20 protein-coding genes are annotated in these 17779 nt (G+C 70.5%); all 20 read left to right on the forward strand.

What is annotated here, in order from left to right; all coding sequences use genetic code 11:
• Positions 1 to 6: 6 nt before the first annotated feature.
• Positions 7 to 846 carry an MlaE family ABC transporter permease gene (locus N538_RS0116020; RefSeq protein ID WP_028638120.1) on the forward strand — a complete coding sequence of 280 codons (840 nt, stop codon included), beginning with the start codon at positions 7 to 9 and terminating at the stop codon, positions 844 to 846.
• Positions 846 to 2153, forward strand: a complete 1308-nt coding sequence (locus N538_RS0116025) for an MCE family protein (protein ID WP_028638121.1) — start codon at positions 846 to 848, stop codon at positions 2151 to 2153. Before N538_RS0116020 ends, N538_RS0116025 begins: the two co-directional genes overlap by 1 nt.
• Positions 2150 to 3235, forward strand: a complete 1086-nt coding sequence (locus N538_RS25840) for an MCE family protein (RefSeq protein ID WP_036570770.1) — start codon at positions 2150 to 2152, stop codon at positions 3233 to 3235. The genes N538_RS0116025 and N538_RS25840 overlap by 4 nt, the downstream gene beginning before the upstream one ends.
• A complete protein-coding gene (locus N538_RS0116035; RefSeq protein ID WP_051549353.1) occupies positions 3232 to 4230 on the forward strand; it encodes an MCE family protein in 999 nt (332 codons plus the stop codon). Before N538_RS25840 ends, N538_RS0116035 begins: the two co-directional genes overlap by 4 nt.
• Complete coding sequence (locus N538_RS25845; protein WP_051549354.1) at positions 4227 to 5438, forward strand: MCE family protein; 1212 nt, start codon at positions 4227 to 4229, stop codon at positions 5436 to 5438. Before N538_RS0116035 ends, N538_RS25845 begins: the two co-directional genes overlap by 4 nt.
• The gene (locus N538_RS25850) at positions 5435 to 6757 is read left to right on the forward strand and encodes an MCE family protein (RefSeq protein WP_028638123.1); all 1323 of its coding nucleotides are present in this window, start codon (positions 5435 to 5437) and stop codon (positions 6755 to 6757) included. Before N538_RS25845 ends, N538_RS25850 begins: the two co-directional genes overlap by 4 nt.
• Positions 6754 to 8022 (forward strand): MCE family protein, encoded by a 1269-nt coding sequence (locus N538_RS0116050; protein ID WP_028638124.1) that lies wholly within the window; start codon positions 6754 to 6756, stop codon positions 8020 to 8022. The genes N538_RS25850 and N538_RS0116050 overlap by 4 nt, the downstream gene beginning before the upstream one ends.
• Positions 7983 to 8534: a hypothetical protein gene (locus tag N538_RS25855; RefSeq protein WP_155992150.1), complete on the forward strand. Its 552-nt coding sequence runs from the start codon at positions 7983 to 7985 to the stop codon at positions 8532 to 8534. Before N538_RS0116050 ends, N538_RS25855 begins: the two co-directional genes overlap by 40 nt.
• On the forward strand, positions 8531 to 9238 hold the full coding sequence (locus N538_RS0116060; protein ID WP_028638125.1) for a hypothetical protein: 708 nt from the start codon (positions 8531 to 8533) through the stop codon (positions 9236 to 9238). The genes N538_RS25855 and N538_RS0116060 overlap by 4 nt, the downstream gene beginning before the upstream one ends.
• A 64-nt stretch (positions 9239 to 9302) precedes the next feature.
• Positions 9303 to 10292, forward strand: coding sequence for an NAD(P)/FAD-dependent oxidoreductase (locus N538_RS0116065; RefSeq protein ID WP_028638126.1), 990 nt, complete (start codon positions 9303 to 9305; stop codon positions 10290 to 10292).
• Between the two features lie 2 nt (positions 10293 to 10294).
• Entirely contained in the window at positions 10295 to 10486 is a 192-nt protein-coding gene (locus tag N538_RS0116070; protein ID WP_028638127.1) for a ferredoxin, read from the forward strand.
• Between the two features lies 1 nt (position 10487).
• Positions 10488 to 11384: a 3-oxoacyl-ACP reductase gene (locus N538_RS0116075; RefSeq protein ID WP_231496244.1), complete on the forward strand. Its 897-nt coding sequence runs from the start codon at positions 10488 to 10490 to the stop codon at positions 11382 to 11384.
• Position 11385: 1 nt separating this feature from the next.
• Positions 11386 to 12156 (forward strand): SDR family NAD(P)-dependent oxidoreductase, encoded by a 771-nt coding sequence (locus N538_RS0116080; protein WP_028638129.1) that lies wholly within the window; start codon positions 11386 to 11388, stop codon positions 12154 to 12156.
• A 1-nt stretch (position 12157) separates the two neighbouring features.
• Positions 12158 to 12655: a pyridoxamine 5'-phosphate oxidase family protein gene (locus N538_RS0116085; RefSeq protein ID WP_028638130.1), complete on the forward strand. Its 498-nt coding sequence runs from the start codon at positions 12158 to 12160 to the stop codon at positions 12653 to 12655.
• A 23-nt stretch (positions 12656 to 12678) separates the two neighbouring features.
• A complete protein-coding gene (locus tag N538_RS27560) occupies positions 12679 to 13161 on the forward strand; it encodes a GtrA family protein (protein ID WP_051549356.1) in 483 nt (160 codons plus the stop codon).
• The gene (locus tag N538_RS25865) at positions 13158 to 13622 is read left to right on the forward strand and encodes a lecithin retinol acyltransferase family protein (RefSeq protein WP_051549357.1); all 465 of its coding nucleotides are present in this window, start codon (positions 13158 to 13160) and stop codon (positions 13620 to 13622) included. The genes N538_RS27560 and N538_RS25865 overlap by 4 nt, the downstream gene beginning before the upstream one ends.
• 83 nt (positions 13623 to 13705) lie before the next feature.
• Positions 13706 to 13840, forward strand: a complete 135-nt coding sequence (locus N538_RS29550) for a hypothetical protein (protein WP_269320359.1) — start codon at positions 13706 to 13708, stop codon at positions 13838 to 13840.
• Entirely contained in the window at positions 13840 to 14994 is a 1155-nt protein-coding gene (locus N538_RS0116105) for a N(5)-(carboxyethyl)ornithine synthase (RefSeq protein WP_028638131.1), read from the forward strand. Before N538_RS29550 ends, N538_RS0116105 begins: the two co-directional genes overlap by 1 nt.
• 106 nt (positions 14995 to 15100) lie before the next feature.
• Entirely contained in the window at positions 15101 to 15538 is a 438-nt protein-coding gene (locus N538_RS0116110; protein WP_155992152.1) for a DUF5994 family protein, read from the forward strand.
• Between the two features lie 67 nt (positions 15539 to 15605).
• A complete protein-coding gene (locus N538_RS0116115) occupies positions 15606 to 17771 on the forward strand; it encodes a CocE/NonD family hydrolase (RefSeq protein WP_028638133.1) in 2166 nt (721 codons plus the stop codon).
• The last annotated feature ends 8 nt before the right edge of the window (positions 17772 to 17779 follow it).

The following is a 17779-nucleotide window of genomic DNA, read 5'->3' on the forward strand; positions in this document are numbered from 1 at the left end:
ACTGACATGGCCAGCATCGGTGAGATGGGCAGCTCCTTCGTCAAGGGACGCCGCGACTCCCTCGAGACGTACGGCGACCAGCTGCTGTTCTACGTCAAGGCGCTGGCGTGGACGCCGCGCGCCATCAAGCGCTACCCGCGCGAGATCGTCAACACGCTGGCCGAGGTCACCTTCGGCGCCGGCGGCCTGAGCCTGATCGCCGGCACCGTGGGCGTGATCGCGTTCCTGGCGTTCTTCGCCGGCACCGAGGTCGGCATCCAGGGCTACGCGTCGCTGAGCCAGATCGGCGTCGCGAAGTTCAGCGCGTTCATCTCGGCGTACTTCAACACCCGGGAGGTGGCGCCGCTGGTCTCGGCGATCGCGCTGGCCGCCACCGTCGGCTGCGGCTACACCGCGCGGCTCGGTGCGATGCGGATCTCCGAGGAGATCGACGCGCTGGAGGTGATGGGCATCCCGTCGCTGCCGTTCCTGGTGACGACCCGGATGATCGCCGCGTTCATCGCGGTGATCCCGCTCTACATCGTCGCGCTGTCCGCGTCGTACCTCTCGCCGCGGCTGATCACCACGATGATCTACGGGCAGTCACCCGGCACGTACGACCACTACTTCCTGCAGTTCCTGCCGCCCGTCGACATGCTCTGGTCGTTCTTCAAGCTGCTGTTCCTCGCGGTCGCGGTGATCCTGGTGCACTGCTACTACGGCTACACCGCCTCCGGCGGCCCCGCCGGGGTCGGCATGGCGGTCGGCCGTGCGATCCGGACCAGCATCGTGACGATCGTGGTCGCGGACTTCTTCCTCAGCTTCGCGATCTGGGGCTCCACCACCACGGTGAGGATCACCGGCTGATGCTGGTGAACGTCTACCACGACAGCCCGCGTGAGCACCGACGGCTGCTGGTCGCGGGCGTCGCCTTCCTGACCGTGATCGCGCTGCTGATCGGTCTCTCCATCGCGGTGTACAACAAGACCTTCTCCCGGGTCACCACGGTCACGATCGAGGCCGACCGGGCGGGCCTCCAGCTCGCGAAGTTCGGCGACGTGCGCGTCAACGGGGCGCTGGTCGGGCAGGTCCGCAAGGTCGACCAGAAGGGCGACCAGGCCCTGATCACCGTCGCGATCGACCCCGACGAGGCCGAGCAGATCCCGGAGAACGTGTCGGTGCAGATCCTGCCGACGACGCTGTTCGGCCAGAAGTTCATCTCGCTCGTCGTGCCTGACGACCCGTCGTCGACCCCGCTCGCGGATGGGGACGTCATCCCCGCCGACCGGGTGGACACCAACGTCGAGCTGAGCCAGGTCCTGAACCGGCTCTTCCCGCTGCTGCGCTCGATCCGGCCCGCGGACCTGAACGCGACGCTCAACGCGCTCTCGACCGCGCTGGCCGGTCGCGGCGAGCAGCTCGGCCGGACGATGGACCAGCTCGACCACTACCTCGGCCAGATCGACGACCACCTGCCGACGCTGCGGACCGACCTGGTCAAGCTCGCGGACGTCGCCCGGACCTACGACAGCGCGGCGCCCGACCTCCTCGGCGTGCTGCGGGACGTGACGATCACCGGCCAGACCGTGATCGACGACAAGCAGCAGCTGAGCACCTTCTTCTCCGACCTCGGCGGGCTCGCCGACACCTCCACCCGAGTGCTGCACGAGAACGCGACCAACCTGATCCGGGTCGGCCAGGTGACCGAGCCGGTGCTGCGGCTCCTCGCGGTCTACTCGCCCGAGCTGCCGTGCCTGATCGAGGGCGCGGCGCGCTACGCACCCCGCCTGGCCCGGACCTTCGAGGGCAACCAGGTCAAGCAGTACATCGAGTTCGGCACCCCGCAGTACCACCCCTACGACCAGCACGACAAGCCGGTGTACGGCGAGGTCGGGCACGGTCCCTGGTGCCTCGGCCTGCCGGACGCACCGGTCCCGGCCCCGCCCGTCGCGCTCAAGCAGGGCAGCGACATCGACGAGCACCCGCCCACGTCGCCGGTGCCGACGCAGCTCGGCCTCAACCGGCCCGGCGCGGACTACTCCGGGTCCGAGGGCGAGCAGCAGATCGTCAACGCGCTGCTCGCCGAGCGGACCGGCCGGGCCGCCGACACGTTCGGCTCGCTCGGTGCGCTGATGTTCGGCCCCCTCCTGCGTGCGGGGGTGGGCGCGAGGTGAGCCGCAACTCGACCACGATCGCCGCCGGCATCAAGCTCGGCATCTTCACGCTCGCCTCAGTGCTGGTCACCGGCCTGCTCGCGGTGATCATGGGCAACTTCGGCTTCGGCGGCCAGACGACGTACCACGCGATCTTCAGCACCGCCTCGATGCTCCAGAAGGGTGACGACGTCCGGGTCGCGGGCGTGAGCGTCGGCGAGGTGAAGGACGTCGAGCACTACGACCGCACCGGGGCACTGGTGACGTTCAAGGTCGCCTCCGACGTGCCGCTGACAACCGCGTCGCACGCGGAGATCCGCTACCTGAACCTCGTCGGCGACCGCTACCTCGCGCTCGAGGAGGGCGCGGACGCCGACGCCGAGCCGCTGGAGGACGGTGGCACGATCCCGATCGCGCAGACCAGACCCGCGCTGGACCTGACGGTGCTGTTCAACGGGTTCCAGCCGCTGTTCCAGGCCCTGAACCCGCAGCAGGTCAACGACCTGAGCATGAACCTCGTGCAGGTGCTCCAGGGCGAGGGCGGGACCGTCCAGGGCCTCCTCGCGAAGACCGCGTCGCTGACCAACACCCTCGCCGACCGCGACCAGCTGATCGGGCACGTCGTCGACAACCTCACCCAGACCCTCCAGACCGTCGACAGCCGGCACCAGCAGCTCAACGACCTGGTGATCGGCCTGAAGAACTGGATGGCCGACCTCGCCCGCGACCGGCACGTCATCGGCTCCTCGATCGACAACATCTCCGACCTGACCGTGGTGGTCGCCGACCTGCTGCGCCAGGGGCGACCGCTGGTGAAGTCCGACGTCGCGAAGCTGCGCCGGCTGGCCACGCTCCTGAACGAGCCGAAGAACCGGGCGAACCTCACCGACCTGCTCGACCGGCTGCCCGAGTCGATGACGGACCAGACCCGGACCGGCACGTACGGCTCCTGGTACAGCTACTACATCTGCGGCTTCAGCGGCCGTATCACGCTGCCGGCCGGGCTCAGTGCGCTGCCGGGCGTCAAGCAGCTGCTGGGCCAGCTCAACCACCTGGACTTCCACTCGACCGCACCGCGCTGCAACGGAGCCACCGCGCCATGAGCATCTCGAGGACGTACAGCCAGGCCCAGATCCTGCGGCTGGGCGCGATCACGGTGGTCGCGATGCTGCTGGTGATGGCGGCGGCCTTCAACCTCTCCCAGTTCCCGGGCTTCAAGGGCGGCACCTACAAGGCGGAGTTCAGCGACGCCAGCGGGCTGCACGTCGGGAACATGGTCCAGGTCGGCGGCATCCGGGTCGGCCGGGTGGACGACGTCAGCCTCGAGGACAGCAACAAGGTGCTGGTCACCTTCGACATCGACAAGGGCGTCGACTTCGGTCCCGAGAGCCGGGCGTCGATCGAGGTGCTGAACCTGCTGGGTGAGAAGTACCTCGACCTCCAGCCTGCGGGGGGCGGGCAGATGCCCGAGAACGACGTGATCCCGCTCGACCGCACCGAGTCGGCCTACGACATCGTCGGGGTCTTCGGCGACCTCACCCAGACCACCGAGCGGATCGACACGGACCAGCTCAAGGACGCGCTCGACGTGGTGGCCGACACGACCAACCACGCGGCGCCGGAGATCGAGTCGAGCTTCCGCGGCATCGCGCGGCTGTCCGAGAGCATCGCCTCGCGCGACGACCAGATCCAGGCACTGCTGACGAGCTCCCAGAGCGTCAGCAAGGTGCTCGCGGCCCGCAGCCAGGACCTGGTCGACCTGATGAAGCACAGCGACCTCGTGCTCCAGGAGGTCAAGCAGCGCAAGCAGGCGATCCACCTGCTGCTCGTGAACGCCCGGCAGCTCGCCATCCAGCTGAAGGGCGTCGCCCGGGACAACCAGGCGCAGATGGCGCCGGCGCTGAAGCAGGTGAACGACCTGCTCGGGCTGCTCAACAGCAAGGACCAGGAGCTGAAGGCGACCCTGCACGCGCTCGGACCGTACGTGTCGATCCTCGGCAACATCATCGGCACCGGCCCCTGGTTCGACGCCTACGCGTCCAACCTGGCCGCGATCCCGACCGGCGAGTTCCAGCCCGGCCCCCTGGAGGGTCAGTGAACGCCCTGAGCAGGGTCAGCGGGCGCGCCATCGCGGTGGCGCTCGCGGTGGTGCTGCTGACCACGACCTACTTCGTGTTCCTCCGCGACGACGCCGAGACGAAGACCGTCACCGCGCACTTCCCGCGCGCCGTGAGCATCTACCAGGGCAGCGACGTCCGCATCCTCGGCGTGAACGTCGGCCGGGTCACCGCGGTGATCCCCGAGGGCAACTCGGTGCGGGTCGACATGGAGTACGACGCGAAGTACCACGTGCCCGCCGATGCCAAGGCGGTCATCGTAACGCCCACCCTGGTCGCCGACCGGTTCGTCCAGCTGACGCCCGCCTACCAGTCCGGGGACGAGCTGATGGCGGACGGTGCGGACATCGCGCTCGCCGACACCGGCGTGCCGGTCGAGCTGGACCGCATCTACGCCAGCCTGCGCGACCTGTCCGAGGCACTCGGGCCCAACGGCGTCAACAAGGACGGCACCCTCGACCACGTGCTGGCCGCCGGCGCGCACGCGCTGGACGGTAAGGGACAGCTCGGCAACCAGATGCTGACCCAGCTCGCGGCCGCCGCGCAGACGTTCGGCAACGGCGCCGGACCGCTCTTCGACACCGTCAGCCGGCTGGCGCAGTTCACGACGACGCTGGCCCGGAACGACCGCTTCGTGCGCGCGTTCATCCAGGACCTCGCCGGCGTCTCCGGCCAGCTCGCGGACGAGCGGACCGAGGTCCAGGGCGCCCTCGCCGCCGTGGCGGACTCGGTCGGCACCGTGAAGAGCTTCGTCCACGACAACCGGGCGCGCCTGGTCGAGAGCGTCGAACGCCTGACCCGCGTGATGAAGACCATCAACTCCGAGCGGTCCAGCATCGAGACCGCGCTCCGCGTCGCCCCGACCGCGATCGGCAACCTGACCCTCGCCTACAACACGAGGACGGGCACCATCGGGTCCCGGATCGGGATCAGCGGCAACGTGTGGGACGCCGACGGGTTCCTCTGCGGGGTCGTGCAGCAGTCCGGGCTGCCGCAGGCCAGTGCCGACCTGGCCTGTCGGCTGTTCAAGCAGCTCCTCGAGCCGGTCGAGGGCCAGCTGCCGACCATCCCGCCGGGCCAGGGCGGGAAGAGCTCCACCTCCGCGTCGACCGGCGGCTACAACCGGGTGCAGGAGTACGCCGCATCGGGCGCCGGGTCCCTCGACTCGCTGATGGGAGGCGGGTCGTGATCCGGCTGCTGCGCACGGGAGTCCTCCTGGTCGTCCTCGCCCTGGTTGCCGGTGCGTGCAAGTTCGACGGCGCCTACGACCTCCCGCTGCCCGGCGGGCCGGTGTCCGACGACAACTCGTTCCAGGTCACGGCGGAGTTCCAGGACATCCTCAACGTCGTACCGAAGTCACCGGTCATGGTCGACGACGTCACCGTCGGCGAGGTGACCGACGTCGAGCGGGTCGGGTGGCACGCCGAGGTCACGCTGCGGATCAAGAACGACGTCGACCTGCCCGACAACGCGGTCGCCGAGATCCGCCAGGTCAGCCTGCTCGGTGAGAAGTACGTCGCGCTCGAGGCGCCCGCGACCGGGGCGACCGGCAAGCTCTCCGAGGGTGACAACATCGATCTGTCGGACACCGGACGCAACCCCGAGGTCGAGGAGGTGCTGGGCGCGCTGTCGTTCCTGCTGAGCGGCGGCGGCGTCGAGCAGCTCGGCACCATCACCCACGAGCTGAACGCGGTGATGGACGGCCGGACCGACCGGCTGCGGCACCTGCTCGGCTCCCTCGACGACGTCGTCGGCACCATCGACGCCCAGAAGGACGACATCCTCGACGCGATGGATGCGGTGGACCACCTCACGGCCACCCTGAACGGCGAGAAGCACACGATCACGAGCGCCCTCGACGTGATGGGCCCGGCCGTCCAGGTGCTGGCCGCGCAGCACGACCAGCTGATCGCCATGCTGACCTCGCTCGACAGGCTCGGGGCGGTCGGCACCCGCGTGATCGGGCGGAGCAAGGAGGACATCCTGAAGTCGCTGGACCACCTGCAGCCTCTGCTGCAGCGGCTGTACGAGGCCGGCGACAAGCTCGCACCCGGCCTCAACCTGCTGGTCAGCTTCCCGTTCCCGAAGGAGGCGTCGGAGATCGTCAAGGGCGACTACGCCAACACCTCGATCCGCGCCGACATCAACCTCGAGAACATCATCCCGAGCGGCCACGACGGCGGCGGCCTCCCGCCGGTGATCCCGGACCCCGCGCAGACCGTCGACGCGGTGACGAGGTGCCTGCAGAGCCTCGACCTCCAGAGCAAGGCGTGCCAGAAGGTGCTCGACAGCGTCGACCTGGTCAAGAAGCTGCAGCAGCAGTGCAAGCGGAAGAAGTACGACGGCAACCCGGTCTGCACGATCGTCGAGGCGCTCCCCGGTGCCGGGGACGGCCCGCTCGGGGGGCTCCTCGGCGGCCTCACCGGCGGCCTGCTCGGCCGGGCCCTCATCGACGGCACGCCGAGCCCCGCTCCGAGCCCGGCGGCCCTCTACGGAGGCACCCCATGAGCCACGGCGTCAAGCTCCGCATCGCGGCGTTCCTCGTCCTCAGCGCGGTCGGGGTGGTCTACATCGCCGGGTCCTACCTCGGCCTGGTCGACCGGGTGCTCGGCCGCGGCATCACGGTGCACGCGACCCTGCCGACCTCCGGCGGCCTGTTCGAGGGCAGCGAGGTGACGTACCGCGGCGTGAAGATCGGCAAGGTCTCGGCGATGAACGCCAAGGCCGACGGCGTCGACCTGACCCTGGCGCTCCAGGACGGCACCGAGCTGCCCGAGGACTCGCCGATGTACGTGCACAACCTGTCGGCGGTGGGGGAGCAGTACCTCGACTTCGAGCCGCCGAACGAGGAGGGGCCGTACGCCGAGGCCGGCTACACCTTCCACGGCGACGCCGACTCGCTCCCCGTCGACGAGGGCGACCTGCTCGTCGAGCTCGACAGGTTCGTGAGCTCGGTCGACAAGGACAACCTGCGGGCCGTCGTCCGCGAGCTCGGCACCATGTTCAACGACACCGGCCGGCCGCTCCAGCACCTGCTGGACAGCGGCAGCGAGTTCGTCCGCCAGGCGTCGGAGCACACGGCCGACACCATCCGGCTGCTCGACCGCGGCGAGCGGGTGCTGAACACGCAGCAGGGGCAGGGCGACAACATCCGGAGCCTGGCGCGGAACCTGCACAGCATCACCAGCGCACTGGCCGCGAGCGACGACGACCTCGACAAGGTCCTCACCGACACCCCGGGCGCCGCGCGGGAGGTCGACGGGCTGCTCGAGGACCTCGAGCCGACCCTGCCGGTGCTGCTGGGCAACGCCGTCAGCGTCAACCAGGTCGTGGTCTCGAACCTCGCGGGCGTCGAGCAGCTCCTCGTGACCTACCCGCGGGTGATCTCGGCGGGCTTCACGGGCACCCCCGGCGACGGCTACGGCCACGTCAACCTCCAGCTCGACAACTCCGTCCCCCCGTGCACCGAGGGTTACAAGCCGCGCAACCGGTGGCGGCCGCCGAGCGACCTCACCGACAGCCCCATCTTCCCGGCGCAATGCGCGAGCGGACCGCCGTACGTGATGCGCGGCCCGAAGCACTCGCCGGAGAACACGCGCACCGGCTCGCCCGGGGCGGTCTACCGGTCGTCGTACGACCCGGCGACGGGTTTCGTGTCGGGTGCCGTCGACGCACAGGGAGACCCCGTACGCTTCGTCGATCAGGGCAACCTGTCGATCCTGGGAGGGGACGCATGGAAGTGGCTGCTGGTCGGCCCGGTGACGAGCCGGTGACCGCTGGCGGTACTCGGGCCCGCCTGGACATCGGTCTCTTCGTGCTGGTGCTCGTCCTCGCCTGCGCGTGTGTGTTCGGCGGCGTGCTCGTCGTCCAGCAGCACCGGGAGAACCAGCGCGCCGCGGTCGAGCAGGAGCGGTACGGCGACGTGCTCGCCGCCGCCCGCGACGAGGTGAAGGCGTTCATCAACATCGACTACCGCAACGCCCAGGAGAGCATCGGGGCGGTCGCGGCGGGAGCGACCGGCGACTTCAAGAAGCAGTACGACAGCTCGACCGACGGCGTCGTGAAGGTCCTCCAGCGCGAGCAGTCGGTCATGGACGGCGACGTGCTCTGGGCCGGCGTCGTCGACGTCGACGCCGACAGCGCGACCGTCCTCGCGGCGACCACCGGCACCGTGGCGAACCGGTCCACCAGGAACCAGCAGGTCGCGCGGTACTTCCGGCTCAAGCTGGACCTCCAGAAGGTCGGTGACCAGTGGCTCACCTCGAACCTGGAGTTCGTCGGATGACGACCTCCGGCGGACTGGGGTCCCGCAACCCGACCGGGCGCCCGCGCAAGATCGCCGGCCAGACCCGCCCGGTCGACGCGCCCGCCGACAAGTCCGTCGACGAGCCCGGGCACCAGCCGGACCACGAGGCGCCCGCGCCGCCGGGACCACCGGAGCCCGGTGCTCCCGGGGCGGAGCAGCCCCGTCGCGGCGGACGGAACCGGACCACGATCGCCCTCCTCGTGGCGGCCGTGGTGCTGGTCGTCGTCGGTGCCCTCGAGCTGGTCTACCTCAACCACGACCCGTCGCCGACCGTGTCGGCGTCCCGGCCGGTCGTCGTGGGTGACGCCACCCGCGGCGAGGCGGTCGAGACGGCGGCGCGCTCGACCGAGGAGATCCTCTCCACGACGTACGAGAACTACGACGACCAGGTCGCGCAGGCGACCGCCAAGATGACCGACTCCTTCGCGAAGCAGTACCAGCAGACTGCCGACGGCATCCGCGACCAGTTCATCGCCAACAAGACGCAGCTCCAGGTGAAGGCCGTGGGGCAGAGCGTCGTGCAGGCGTCCCCGTCGCAGGTGCAGGCGCTGCTGTTCCTCAACCAGTACGTGCAGAAGGTCGAGGACGGGCAGCCGAAGACCGACTTCGCGCAGTACCGGGCGCTGGTGACGGTCGTGCACACCGACCACGGCTGGTTGGTGTCGAGCATCGACACGAAGTGACCGGTGTGCGAAACTAGAACACGTTCCAGTTGAGGCCGGCTTCGGGGAAGGGCAGGATCGCGGCGTGTCCCAGCAGTCAGCAGCGCACACCCACGACACCGACCTCCTCGTCATCGGCGCCGGCCCCACGGGGCTCTTCGCCGCCTACTACGCGGGCTTCCGGGGGATGCGGATCGCGGTCGTCGACTCACTCCCGGAGCTCGGCGGCCAGATCACGGCCATGTACCCGGAGAAGCAGATCCTGGACGTCGCCGGCTTCCCGAGCATCAAGGGCCGCGACCTCGTCGAGGGTCTGGTGAGCCAGGCCGCGACCGGGAGCCCGGCGTACTTCCTCGACCGCACCGCGAGCACCCTCACCGAGCACGAGGAGGGCGTGGTCGTCGGCCTCGACGACGGCACCGAGATCCACGCGAAAGCGGTGCTGATCACCGCCGGGATCGGCAAGTTCAGCCCTCGTCCCCTGCCCGCCGGGGACGGCTGGCTCGGCCGCGGCCTGGAGTTCTTCGTGCCGAGCTTCGCGCCGTACGCCGGCAAGGACGTCGTCATCGTCGGCGGGGGAGACAGCGCCTTCGACTGGGCGCTCCACCTCGAGCCGGTCGCCCACTCGGTGACGCTCGTGCACCGGCGCGACGCGTTCCGCGCGCACCAGCGGACCGTCGAGGCCGTGCGCTCCTCGTCGGTCGAGATCGTCACGAGGGCGGAGGTCTCCGCCCTCAAGGGCAACGGTGTCCTGGAGTCGATCGACATCACCGTCGACGGCGAGGTCACCAACCGCCCGGCCCAGGCGGTCGTCGCCGCCCTCGGTTTCGTCGCCGACCTCGGTCCCCTCCAGCACTGGGGCATCGAGGTCGAGAAGCGGCACGTCGTCGTCGACTCCTCGATGCGCACCAACCTGCAGCGGGTCTTCGCGGCCGGCGACGTCACCGAGTACCCCGGCAAGGTCCGCCTGATCGCCGTGGGCTTCGGCGAGGCCGCCACCGCCGTCAACAACGCCGCGGTCGTCGTCGACCCGAGCGCCCACGTGTTCCCCGGTCACTCCTCGGAAGGAAGCTGAGCATGAAGATCAAGGTCGACTTCGACCTGTGCGAGTCGAACGCCCTGTGCGAGTCGCTCGCGCCCGAGGTGTTCGAGCTGGACGACGACGACTTCCTCCAGCTGCGCACCGAGGAGACGACGCCCGAGAACGTCGATGCCGTGAAGCGGGCCGTCGCGGCCTGCCCGCGCGCCGCCATCTCGCTGGAGGACTGACGTGGGAGACGTGTCCCTGGACGGCAAGGTCGCGGTCGTCACCGGAGCCGGTGCGGGCCTCGGCCGGGCCGAGGCCCTGGCGCTGGCCGACGCCGGGGCGCGGGTCGTGCTGAACGACCTGCCCGGCGGTGCCGACGAGGCCGCCGAGGAGATCCGCTCCCGCGGCGGGGAGGCGACGGTCGTCGCCGGCGACGTGGGGGAGCGGGCGACGGCCGACGCGATGGTCACCGCTGCCGTCGACGGCTTCGGTCGGCTCGACGTGGTCGTCAACAACGCCGGCATCACCCGGGACCGGATGCTCTTCAACATGTCGGACGAGGAGTGGGACCAGGTGGTGCACATCCACCTGCGCGGTCACTTCCTGCTCTCGCGCAACGCGGCGGCGTACTGGCGCGCGCAGGCCAAGGAGTCCGGCCCGGTCGGCGCGGCCGTGGTCAACACCGCCTCCGAGGCGTTCCTCTCCGGACCGCCCGGACAGGCCAACTACGGCGCCGCCAAGGCCGGCATCGCCGCGCTCACCGTCTCGACGGCGCGGGCGCTGGCCAGCAGCGGCGTGCGGGCGAACGCGATCTGCCCGCGCGCCCGGACCGCCATGACCGCGCAGGTCTTCGGCGCGGACGAGTCCGGGCTCGACGTCGACCCCTACTCACCCGACCACGTCGCACCGGTCGTGGCGTACCTCGCCTCCCCGGCGGCGGCGAACATCACCGGCCAGGTCTTCGTCGTGTACGGCGGCATGGTGGCCCTGGTCGCGGCGCCGGTGGTGGAGCAGCGGTTCGACAAGTCCGGCAACCTCTGGACGCTGGACGACCTGGACAAGCAGCTCGGCGGCTACTTCGACGGCCGGGACCCGGCCCAGGGCTTCGCCGCCGACTCGATCATGAAGCTGACGGTGTGAGATGAGCAGGCTCGAGGGCAAGGTCGCTATCGTCACCGGCGGCGCGATGGGACAGGGCGCGGGCATCTGCCGCGCGTTCGTGGCCGAGGGCGCGCGGGTGGTGGTCGCGGACATCGCCAAGGAGCAGGGCCAGGCGCTCGCCGACGAGCTCTGCGAGGTCTCCGGGGGCGCCAACGCCCACTTCGCCCACCACGACGTCAGCGACCAGGCGTCCTGGAGCACCCTGGTCGAGGACGCCAACCAGCGCTTCGGCCCGGTCAACGTGCTCGCGAACAACGCCGGGCTGCTGCGCTTCGGCGAGATCGAGACGATGCCGCTCGACGAGCTCGAGCTGCTGTTCCGGGTGAACCAGCTCGGCTGCTTCCTCGGCATGCAGGCGGTCACGCAGACGATGCGCACGAACGGCGGCGGCTCGATCATCAACGCCTCGTCGGTCGAGGGCCTGGCGGGCATGGCGAACTGCACTGCGTACGCCGCGACCAAGTGGGCGATCCGGGGCATGACCAGGTGCGCGGCGATGGAGCTCGGCCCGAAGCAGATCCGGGTGAACTCCGTGCACCCCGGCATGATCGACACCCCGATGACCCGGGTCCACGGCGGCGACGCCGCGATGGAGTTCGGCGCCTCGAAGGTGCCGCTGCGCCGGGTCGGCCACCCCGAGGACGTCGCACCGCTGTACGTCTTCCTGGCCAGCGACGAGTCGGCGTACATCAACGGCGCCGAGATCTCGATCGACGGCGGCGTCACCGCGACGCACGCGTTCGGCGGCTGAGGTGCCCAACCAGCGCGGCCAGGTCGTCATGTCGGACGACGAGGTCACGGAGTTCCTGGTCCAGCAGCGCTCGTCGACGCTCGCGACCCACGGCCCGCAGGGCCAGATCCACCTGGTCGGCATGTGGTACGCCGTGCTCGACGGCGAGATCTGGTTCGAGACCAAGAAGAAGGCGCAGAAGACCCTCAACCTACGCCGGGACCCGCGCTGCTCGTTCCTCGTCGAGACCGGGCACACCTACGACCAGCTCCGCGGCATCGCGATCGAGGGCGAGGGTGTCGTCGTCGAGGACGAGGACGTCGTCTGGGACGTCTGCCTCAACATCTTCGAGCGCTACAACGGCGAGTACACCGAGGAGATGAAGCCGTTCGTGGAGTTCATGGCGCACAACCGTGCCGCGATCCGCCTCGACCGGCGACGGACCCGCTCCTGGGACCACCGCAAGCTCGGGCTCCCCGTGATGGAGCTCGGCGGATCGACCGCGGCGTACCTGGAGTGAGGGGCCACCGCTAGCCTTCCCCGGTGAGCACGCCGTCCGCCCCTGCGACGTCGGCGCGGCGCGTGCTCGGCGAGGTGGTGCGGTTCCTCCTGGTGGGCGGCCTCGCGACCGTCGTCTCCTTCGTGGGCTTCAACGCCCTCGTCCACGGACTGGCGCTGGGCTCGGCGCCCCTGCACGACCAGCCCCTGACGGCGTTCGTCCTGGTCAACGTGCTGGCGGGCTGCGTGGCGTACGCCGGGATGCGCGCCTGGGCGTTCCGCGATCGCGAGATCGGCGACGCCTCGACCGGGCTCGTGCGGTTCTTCGGGCTCGGCGCGCTCACGATGGCGATCCCCGTGGTCTGCCTCTGGGTCAGCCGGCACGTGCTCGGGCAGGCCGGTCCGATCGCCGACAACCTGGCGGCCAACGTCATCGGCCTCGGCCTCGGCACCGCGACCCGGTTCTGGGTCTTCCGCCGGTTCGTGTTCGACCAGCCGGGCCCCGAGCCCTGCTCGAACGCCGCATGAGCCGCGGGGACCACGTCTACGTACGTCGGCGTCGGCACTACAGCCACCACGGGATCGACTGCGGCGACGGCACGGTCATCCACTACGTCGGCGTACGCCGCTCGATCCGGCGCATCGTCCGGACGTCGTGGACGGAGTTCGCGGCCGGCGACGAGGTCCACGTGCGCTCGTACAAGGTCGGCCTGCCCGCGGACCAGATCGTGGCCAACGCCGAGTCGCTCCTCGGGACGGAGGGCTACCGCCTCGTCACGAACAACTGCGAGCACTTCGCGACCTGGTCGTCGACGGGCGCCAAGGCCAGCAGCCAGGTCCGGAAGTGGGCGGTCGCGGCGCCCGGGGCGGTCGCCTCGGTCGGCGCCGTCGACGCGGTCGGTGGGCACCTGATGGTGCTGGGCTCGCTGAGCATGGGCGTGTACGCGCTGGTGCGGCCGCTGCGGCGTCGCCGGGTCCAGGTCGCCTGACGCCGGCCGCGTCCCGGCCGCATCGGTGGGGGCGTAGGGTCGTGGGACGGAGCCGTTCAGGCTTCCTCTCAGAGAGATTCCCCATGAGCGACAAGTCGCCGCGGCAGAACATGTCCAAGAAGTCCGGGAAGTCCATCAAGGAGAAGCGCGCCGAGAAGCGCGGCAAGGGCGTCGAGGAGACGTTCTCCGACAAGGTCCACCCGGCGAAGAAGAAGTAGTGACGCTGCTGGGACTCGGGGTCATCGGCTCGTCGGCCAAGGAGAACGAGCACCGGCTGCCGCTCCATCCCGAGCACATCCCGCACCTGGACCCCGACCTCCGGGCCCGGATGACGCTCGAGCACGGGTACGGCGCGCGGTTCGGTGTCTCGGACGAGTCCCTCGACGACCACGTCGCCGGGTTCGCGTCGCGCGCCGAGCTGCTGTCGGCCTCCGACGTCGTGCTGCTGCCCAAGCCGCAGCACGCGGACGTCGCCGCCCTGGGTCCGGGTCAGGTGCTGTGGGGCTGGCCGCACTGCGTCCAGGACCGTGAGCTCACGCAGCTCGCGATCGACCGGCGGCTGACCCTGATCGCCTTCGAGGCGATGAACCACTGGACCCGGGACGGCGGAGTCGGCCTGCACGTGTTCCACAAGAACAACGAGCTGGCCGGGTACTGCTCGGTGCTCCACGCGCTCCAGCTCGCGGGCATCACCGGTGACTACGGGCGACGCCTGACGGCGGTGGTGATCGGGTTCGGAGCGACCGCCCGGGGTGCGGTCACCGCGCTCAACGCGCACGGCGTCCACCAGGTCGCCGTGCTGACGAACCGGGGCGTGGCGGCGGTCGGGTCACCGATCCACTCCGTGCTGATCCGCCAGTTCGACCACGAGCCGGACGGCGAGCACCTGAGCCACGTCATCACCGAGCGCGGCCGCGAGCCGCTCGCGGCCTACCTGGCCGAGAACGACGTCGTCGTGAACTGCACCCTCCAGGACCCAGCGCACCCGCTCGTCTACCTCCAGACCGAGGACGTGGACGCGTTCCGTCCCGGCAGCGTGATCGTCGACGTCTCCTGCGACCTGGGGATGGGCTTCAGCTGGGCGCGACCGACGGGCTTCGAGGACCCCACCTTCCTGGTGGGGAACAACGTCCTCTACTACGCGGTGGACCACAGCCCGTCGTACCTGTGGGCCTCGGCGACCTGGGAGAACAGCAACGCACTGATCCCGTTCCTGCGTCCGGTGCTCGAGGGGCCCGCGGCCTGGGACGCGGACGAGACCCTGAGCCGGGCCGTCGAGATCCGGGAGGGCCGGGTGGTCAACCCTGCGATCCTGGCGTACCAGGGCCGGTCCGCGGAGCCTCCGCACGTGCGAGTTGCGGTGCCCGAGTAGCGTCGAGAGCAACCGACCTGTCGGGCCAGTTCGTCGAGCTGCAGGACAGGACTGAAGGGCGGACGTCGTGCCGACGTCACCGACCACCTCCATTCCCGTCGCGACCGTGGAAGGGCGCGTGCCGCTGCGGCTCGAGCTCGACGACGATCCCGTTGGCTTCCTGCACGGCGCCTGGTGGCCCCAGTCCCGCGACCTCCAGCCCGAGGCCGCCGACCTGGTCGACCACTTCCCGGCCGCCGTGGGCAGGATCAATCGCCTGCTGATCTCGCGACCGGACTGGGACAGCCCGGCGGCCGACGGCCGGGCCCTCCGGCGGATCGTTGCGCGGCGCGGGCCGATCAAGGTCGGCTCGTTCCCCAGCGACGACACCCACCTGATGATCCTCACCATGGCCACGGGTCGGCGCCTGCGCCTCGTGGTCGTGCCCAGCGACCTCGACGATGCCGAGGGCGCGCGCCGGATGCGAGCGGTGGCCGAGCACGGCATGCCGGCCGGCACCGACGCCGACTGGGACCGCTGGGACGACGAGACGCCCGCGCACTGAGTGCGAGGCGCGCCTGCCCCCCGACGATTCCGGACACAGCGAGGCGGGAACGTGGCAGCATCGCGCCATGGGAGCGCGGAGGGTGGCGGCTGCGGCCGTCGCGTCGGGATGTGTGCTGGCCGGCCTGCTGACGAGCGGGGCCACCGCGGCAGGTCCCACGACGTACACGATCCGGCCGAGCGTGAACCAGCTCTACGTCCTGGATGCGACGCCGGGCGCGGAGCTCTCGCTGGTGCACGACGGCGCGGTCGTCGGGACCGGCACCGTCGATTCCCTGGGCAGCCTGGCCTGGCGTGAGCTGGAGGCCGGCACCTACTCCGTGCGCGGGGAAGGGACGGAGTCCGGACCTGTCGCCGTCGCCGACTTCGACGGCCCGCCCCCGGCGCAATCGTTCTACGACGGCCAGACGCTGAGCAAGGGCTTCAACTACATCACCACGCGCGACGGGACGACGCTCTCGGCCGAGGTGTCGCTGCCGGGCGGCCCGGGCCCGTTCCCGACGGTCGTCGAGTACTCCGGGTACGACCCGAGCAACCCCGCGAACACGACGTTCGCCCAGCTCTTCAACAGCCTCGGCTTCGCGTACGTCGGGGTGAACGTCCGGGGCACCGGCTGCTCGGGCGGGGCGTTCATGACCTTCGAGCCGGTCCAGAGCGTCGACGGGTACGACGTCATCGAGACGGTGGCCGCCCAGCCCTGGGTCGCCGGCAAGGTCGGCATGGTCGGCATCTCCTACCCGGGCATCGAGCAGCTCTACGTCGCCCGCACCCAGCCGCCGGACCTGGCGGCGATCACTCCGCTGTCGGTCATCGACGACACCTACCGCGGCACGCTGTACCCGGGCGGCATCCTCAACACCGGCTTCGCCGTCCCCTGGGCGGACGACCGGGCCGAGCAGGCGATGCCGTACGGCCAGCAGTGGAGCAAGGACCGGGCGGACGCCGGCGACACGGTCTGCGCCGACAACCAGCGGGTGCGCCTGCAGAACGTCGACCTCGGCAGCATGATCGAGGCGAACCCGTTCTACTCGCCGGAGATCGGCGACCCGATCAGCCCGAGCGTCTGGGCGCACGACATCGACGTCCCGGTCTTCATCGCCGGTGCCTGGCAGGACGAGCAGACCGGCGGCCACTGGCCGGCGCTGCTCGACGACCTCACCGGCTCGCCGCACGTGTACGCCAACCTGGTCAACGGGTCGCACATCGAGTCCCTGAGCCTGGGCATCTTCGGCCGGTACGCCGACTTCCTCGACCTGTACGTCGGGCACCGGGTGCCCGGCACGTCGAAGAACTTCGTCGCCCCGATCCTGGCGCAGTCGCTCACCGGGGTGGGCGGGCTCCAGCTCCCGAAGGGCATCGACTACTCCGGCCTGGACTACGCGCAGGCACTCGCGAAGTACGAGTCGCAGAAGCCGGTCCGGGTCCTCTTCGAGGAAGGCGCCGCAGCCGGGCAGCCGGCCGGTTCGCCGCTGCCGCGGTTCACCCGGACGTTCTCCTCCTGGCCGCTCGAGTCCGTCCGGCCGACGTCGTTCTACCTCTCGGGCCGCAGGCTGGGCGCCGCCCCGCCGAAGGACACCCAGCGGACCGGCCGGCGCAGCTACCGGGCGGACCCGTCGGCACTCCCGGCCACGGACTTCCCGGGCGGCAACATCTGGGCCGCGAACCCGACGTACGACTGGCGGCAGATCCCCGCGGGCAAGGGCCTCGGCTGGATCACGGCACCGTTGAGGAGGACGGTGGTCGCGGTCGGCACCGGGTCGGTGGACCTCTGGGTCCGCTCGTCGGCCCCGGACACCGACCTCGAGGCCACGCTGAGCGAGGTCCGGCCCGACGGCACCGAGGTCTACGTGCAGTCCGGGTGGCTGAGGGTCAGCCATCGCAAGCTGGACCTGACCCGCTCGACCCAGATCTCGCCCGTGCACACGGACCTCGCGTCGGACGCGGCCCCGTTGCCGGCCGGTGTGTGGACCAAGGTGCGGGTCGAGCTGTTCCCGTTCGCCCAACCCTTCCGGAAGGGCTCGCGTATCCGGCTCACGCTGGACGCCCCCGGCGGTGCCAAGCCGCTGTGGGCCTTCGACAGCACCGTCTCCCACGGTGAGCGGGTCCTCGTGGCAGCCGACCGCCGGCACCCGTCGCGCCTGGTCCTGCCGGTCGTCCCGGGCGTGCAGGTGCCCGCAACGGCGCCGGACTGCGCGTCGCTGCGCAGCCAGCCCTGCCGGACCTATCCCGGCTGAGCGGCCGG

It is taken from the genome of Nocardioides sp. URHA0032, assembly GCF_000620645.1.
In the GTDB taxonomy this organism is placed as follows: Bacteria; Actinomycetota; Actinomycetes; order Propionibacteriales; family Nocardioidaceae; genus Nocardioides.

What these genes read in the sequence shown, in the direction of transcription:
- N538_RS0116020 (WP_028638120.1), top strand. Translation starts at nt 7, where the DNA reads ATGGCCAGCATCGGTGAGATGGGCAGCTCCTTCGTCAAGGGACGCCGC.
- N538_RS0116025 (WP_028638121.1), top strand. Translation starts at nt 846, where the DNA reads ATGCTGGTGAACGTCTACCACGACAGCCCGCGTGAGCACCGACGGCTG.
- N538_RS0116035 (WP_051549353.1), top strand. Translation starts at nt 3,232, where the DNA reads ATGAGCATCTCGAGGACGTACAGCCAGGCCCAGATCCTGCGGCTGGGC.
- N538_RS0116050 (WP_028638124.1), top strand. Translation starts at nt 6,754, where the DNA reads ATGAGCCACGGCGTCAAGCTCCGCATCGCGGCGTTCCTCGTCCTCAGC.
- N538_RS25855 (WP_155992150.1), top strand. Translation starts at nt 7,983, where the DNA reads ATGGAAGTGGCTGCTGGTCGGCCCGGTGACGAGCCGGTGACCGCTGGC.
- N538_RS0116060 (WP_028638125.1), top strand. Translation starts at nt 8,531, where the DNA reads ATGACGACCTCCGGCGGACTGGGGTCCCGCAACCCGACCGGGCGCCCG.
- N538_RS0116070 (WP_028638127.1), top strand. Translation starts at nt 10,295, where the DNA reads ATGAAGATCAAGGTCGACTTCGACCTGTGCGAGTCGAACGCCCTGTGC.
- N538_RS0116080 (WP_028638129.1), top strand. Translation starts at nt 11,386, where the DNA reads ATGAGCAGGCTCGAGGGCAAGGTCGCTATCGTCACCGGCGGCGCGATG.
- N538_RS25865 (WP_051549357.1), top strand. Translation starts at nt 13,158, where the DNA reads ATGAGCCGCGGGGACCACGTCTACGTACGTCGGCGTCGGCACTACAGC.
- N538_RS29550 (WP_269320359.1), top strand. Translation starts at nt 13,706, where the DNA reads ATGAGCGACAAGTCGCCGCGGCAGAACATGTCCAAGAAGTCCGGGAAG.
- N538_RS0116115 (WP_028638133.1), top strand. Translation starts at nt 15,606, where the DNA reads ATGGGAGCGCGGAGGGTGGCGGCTGCGGCCGTCGCGTCGGGATGTGTG.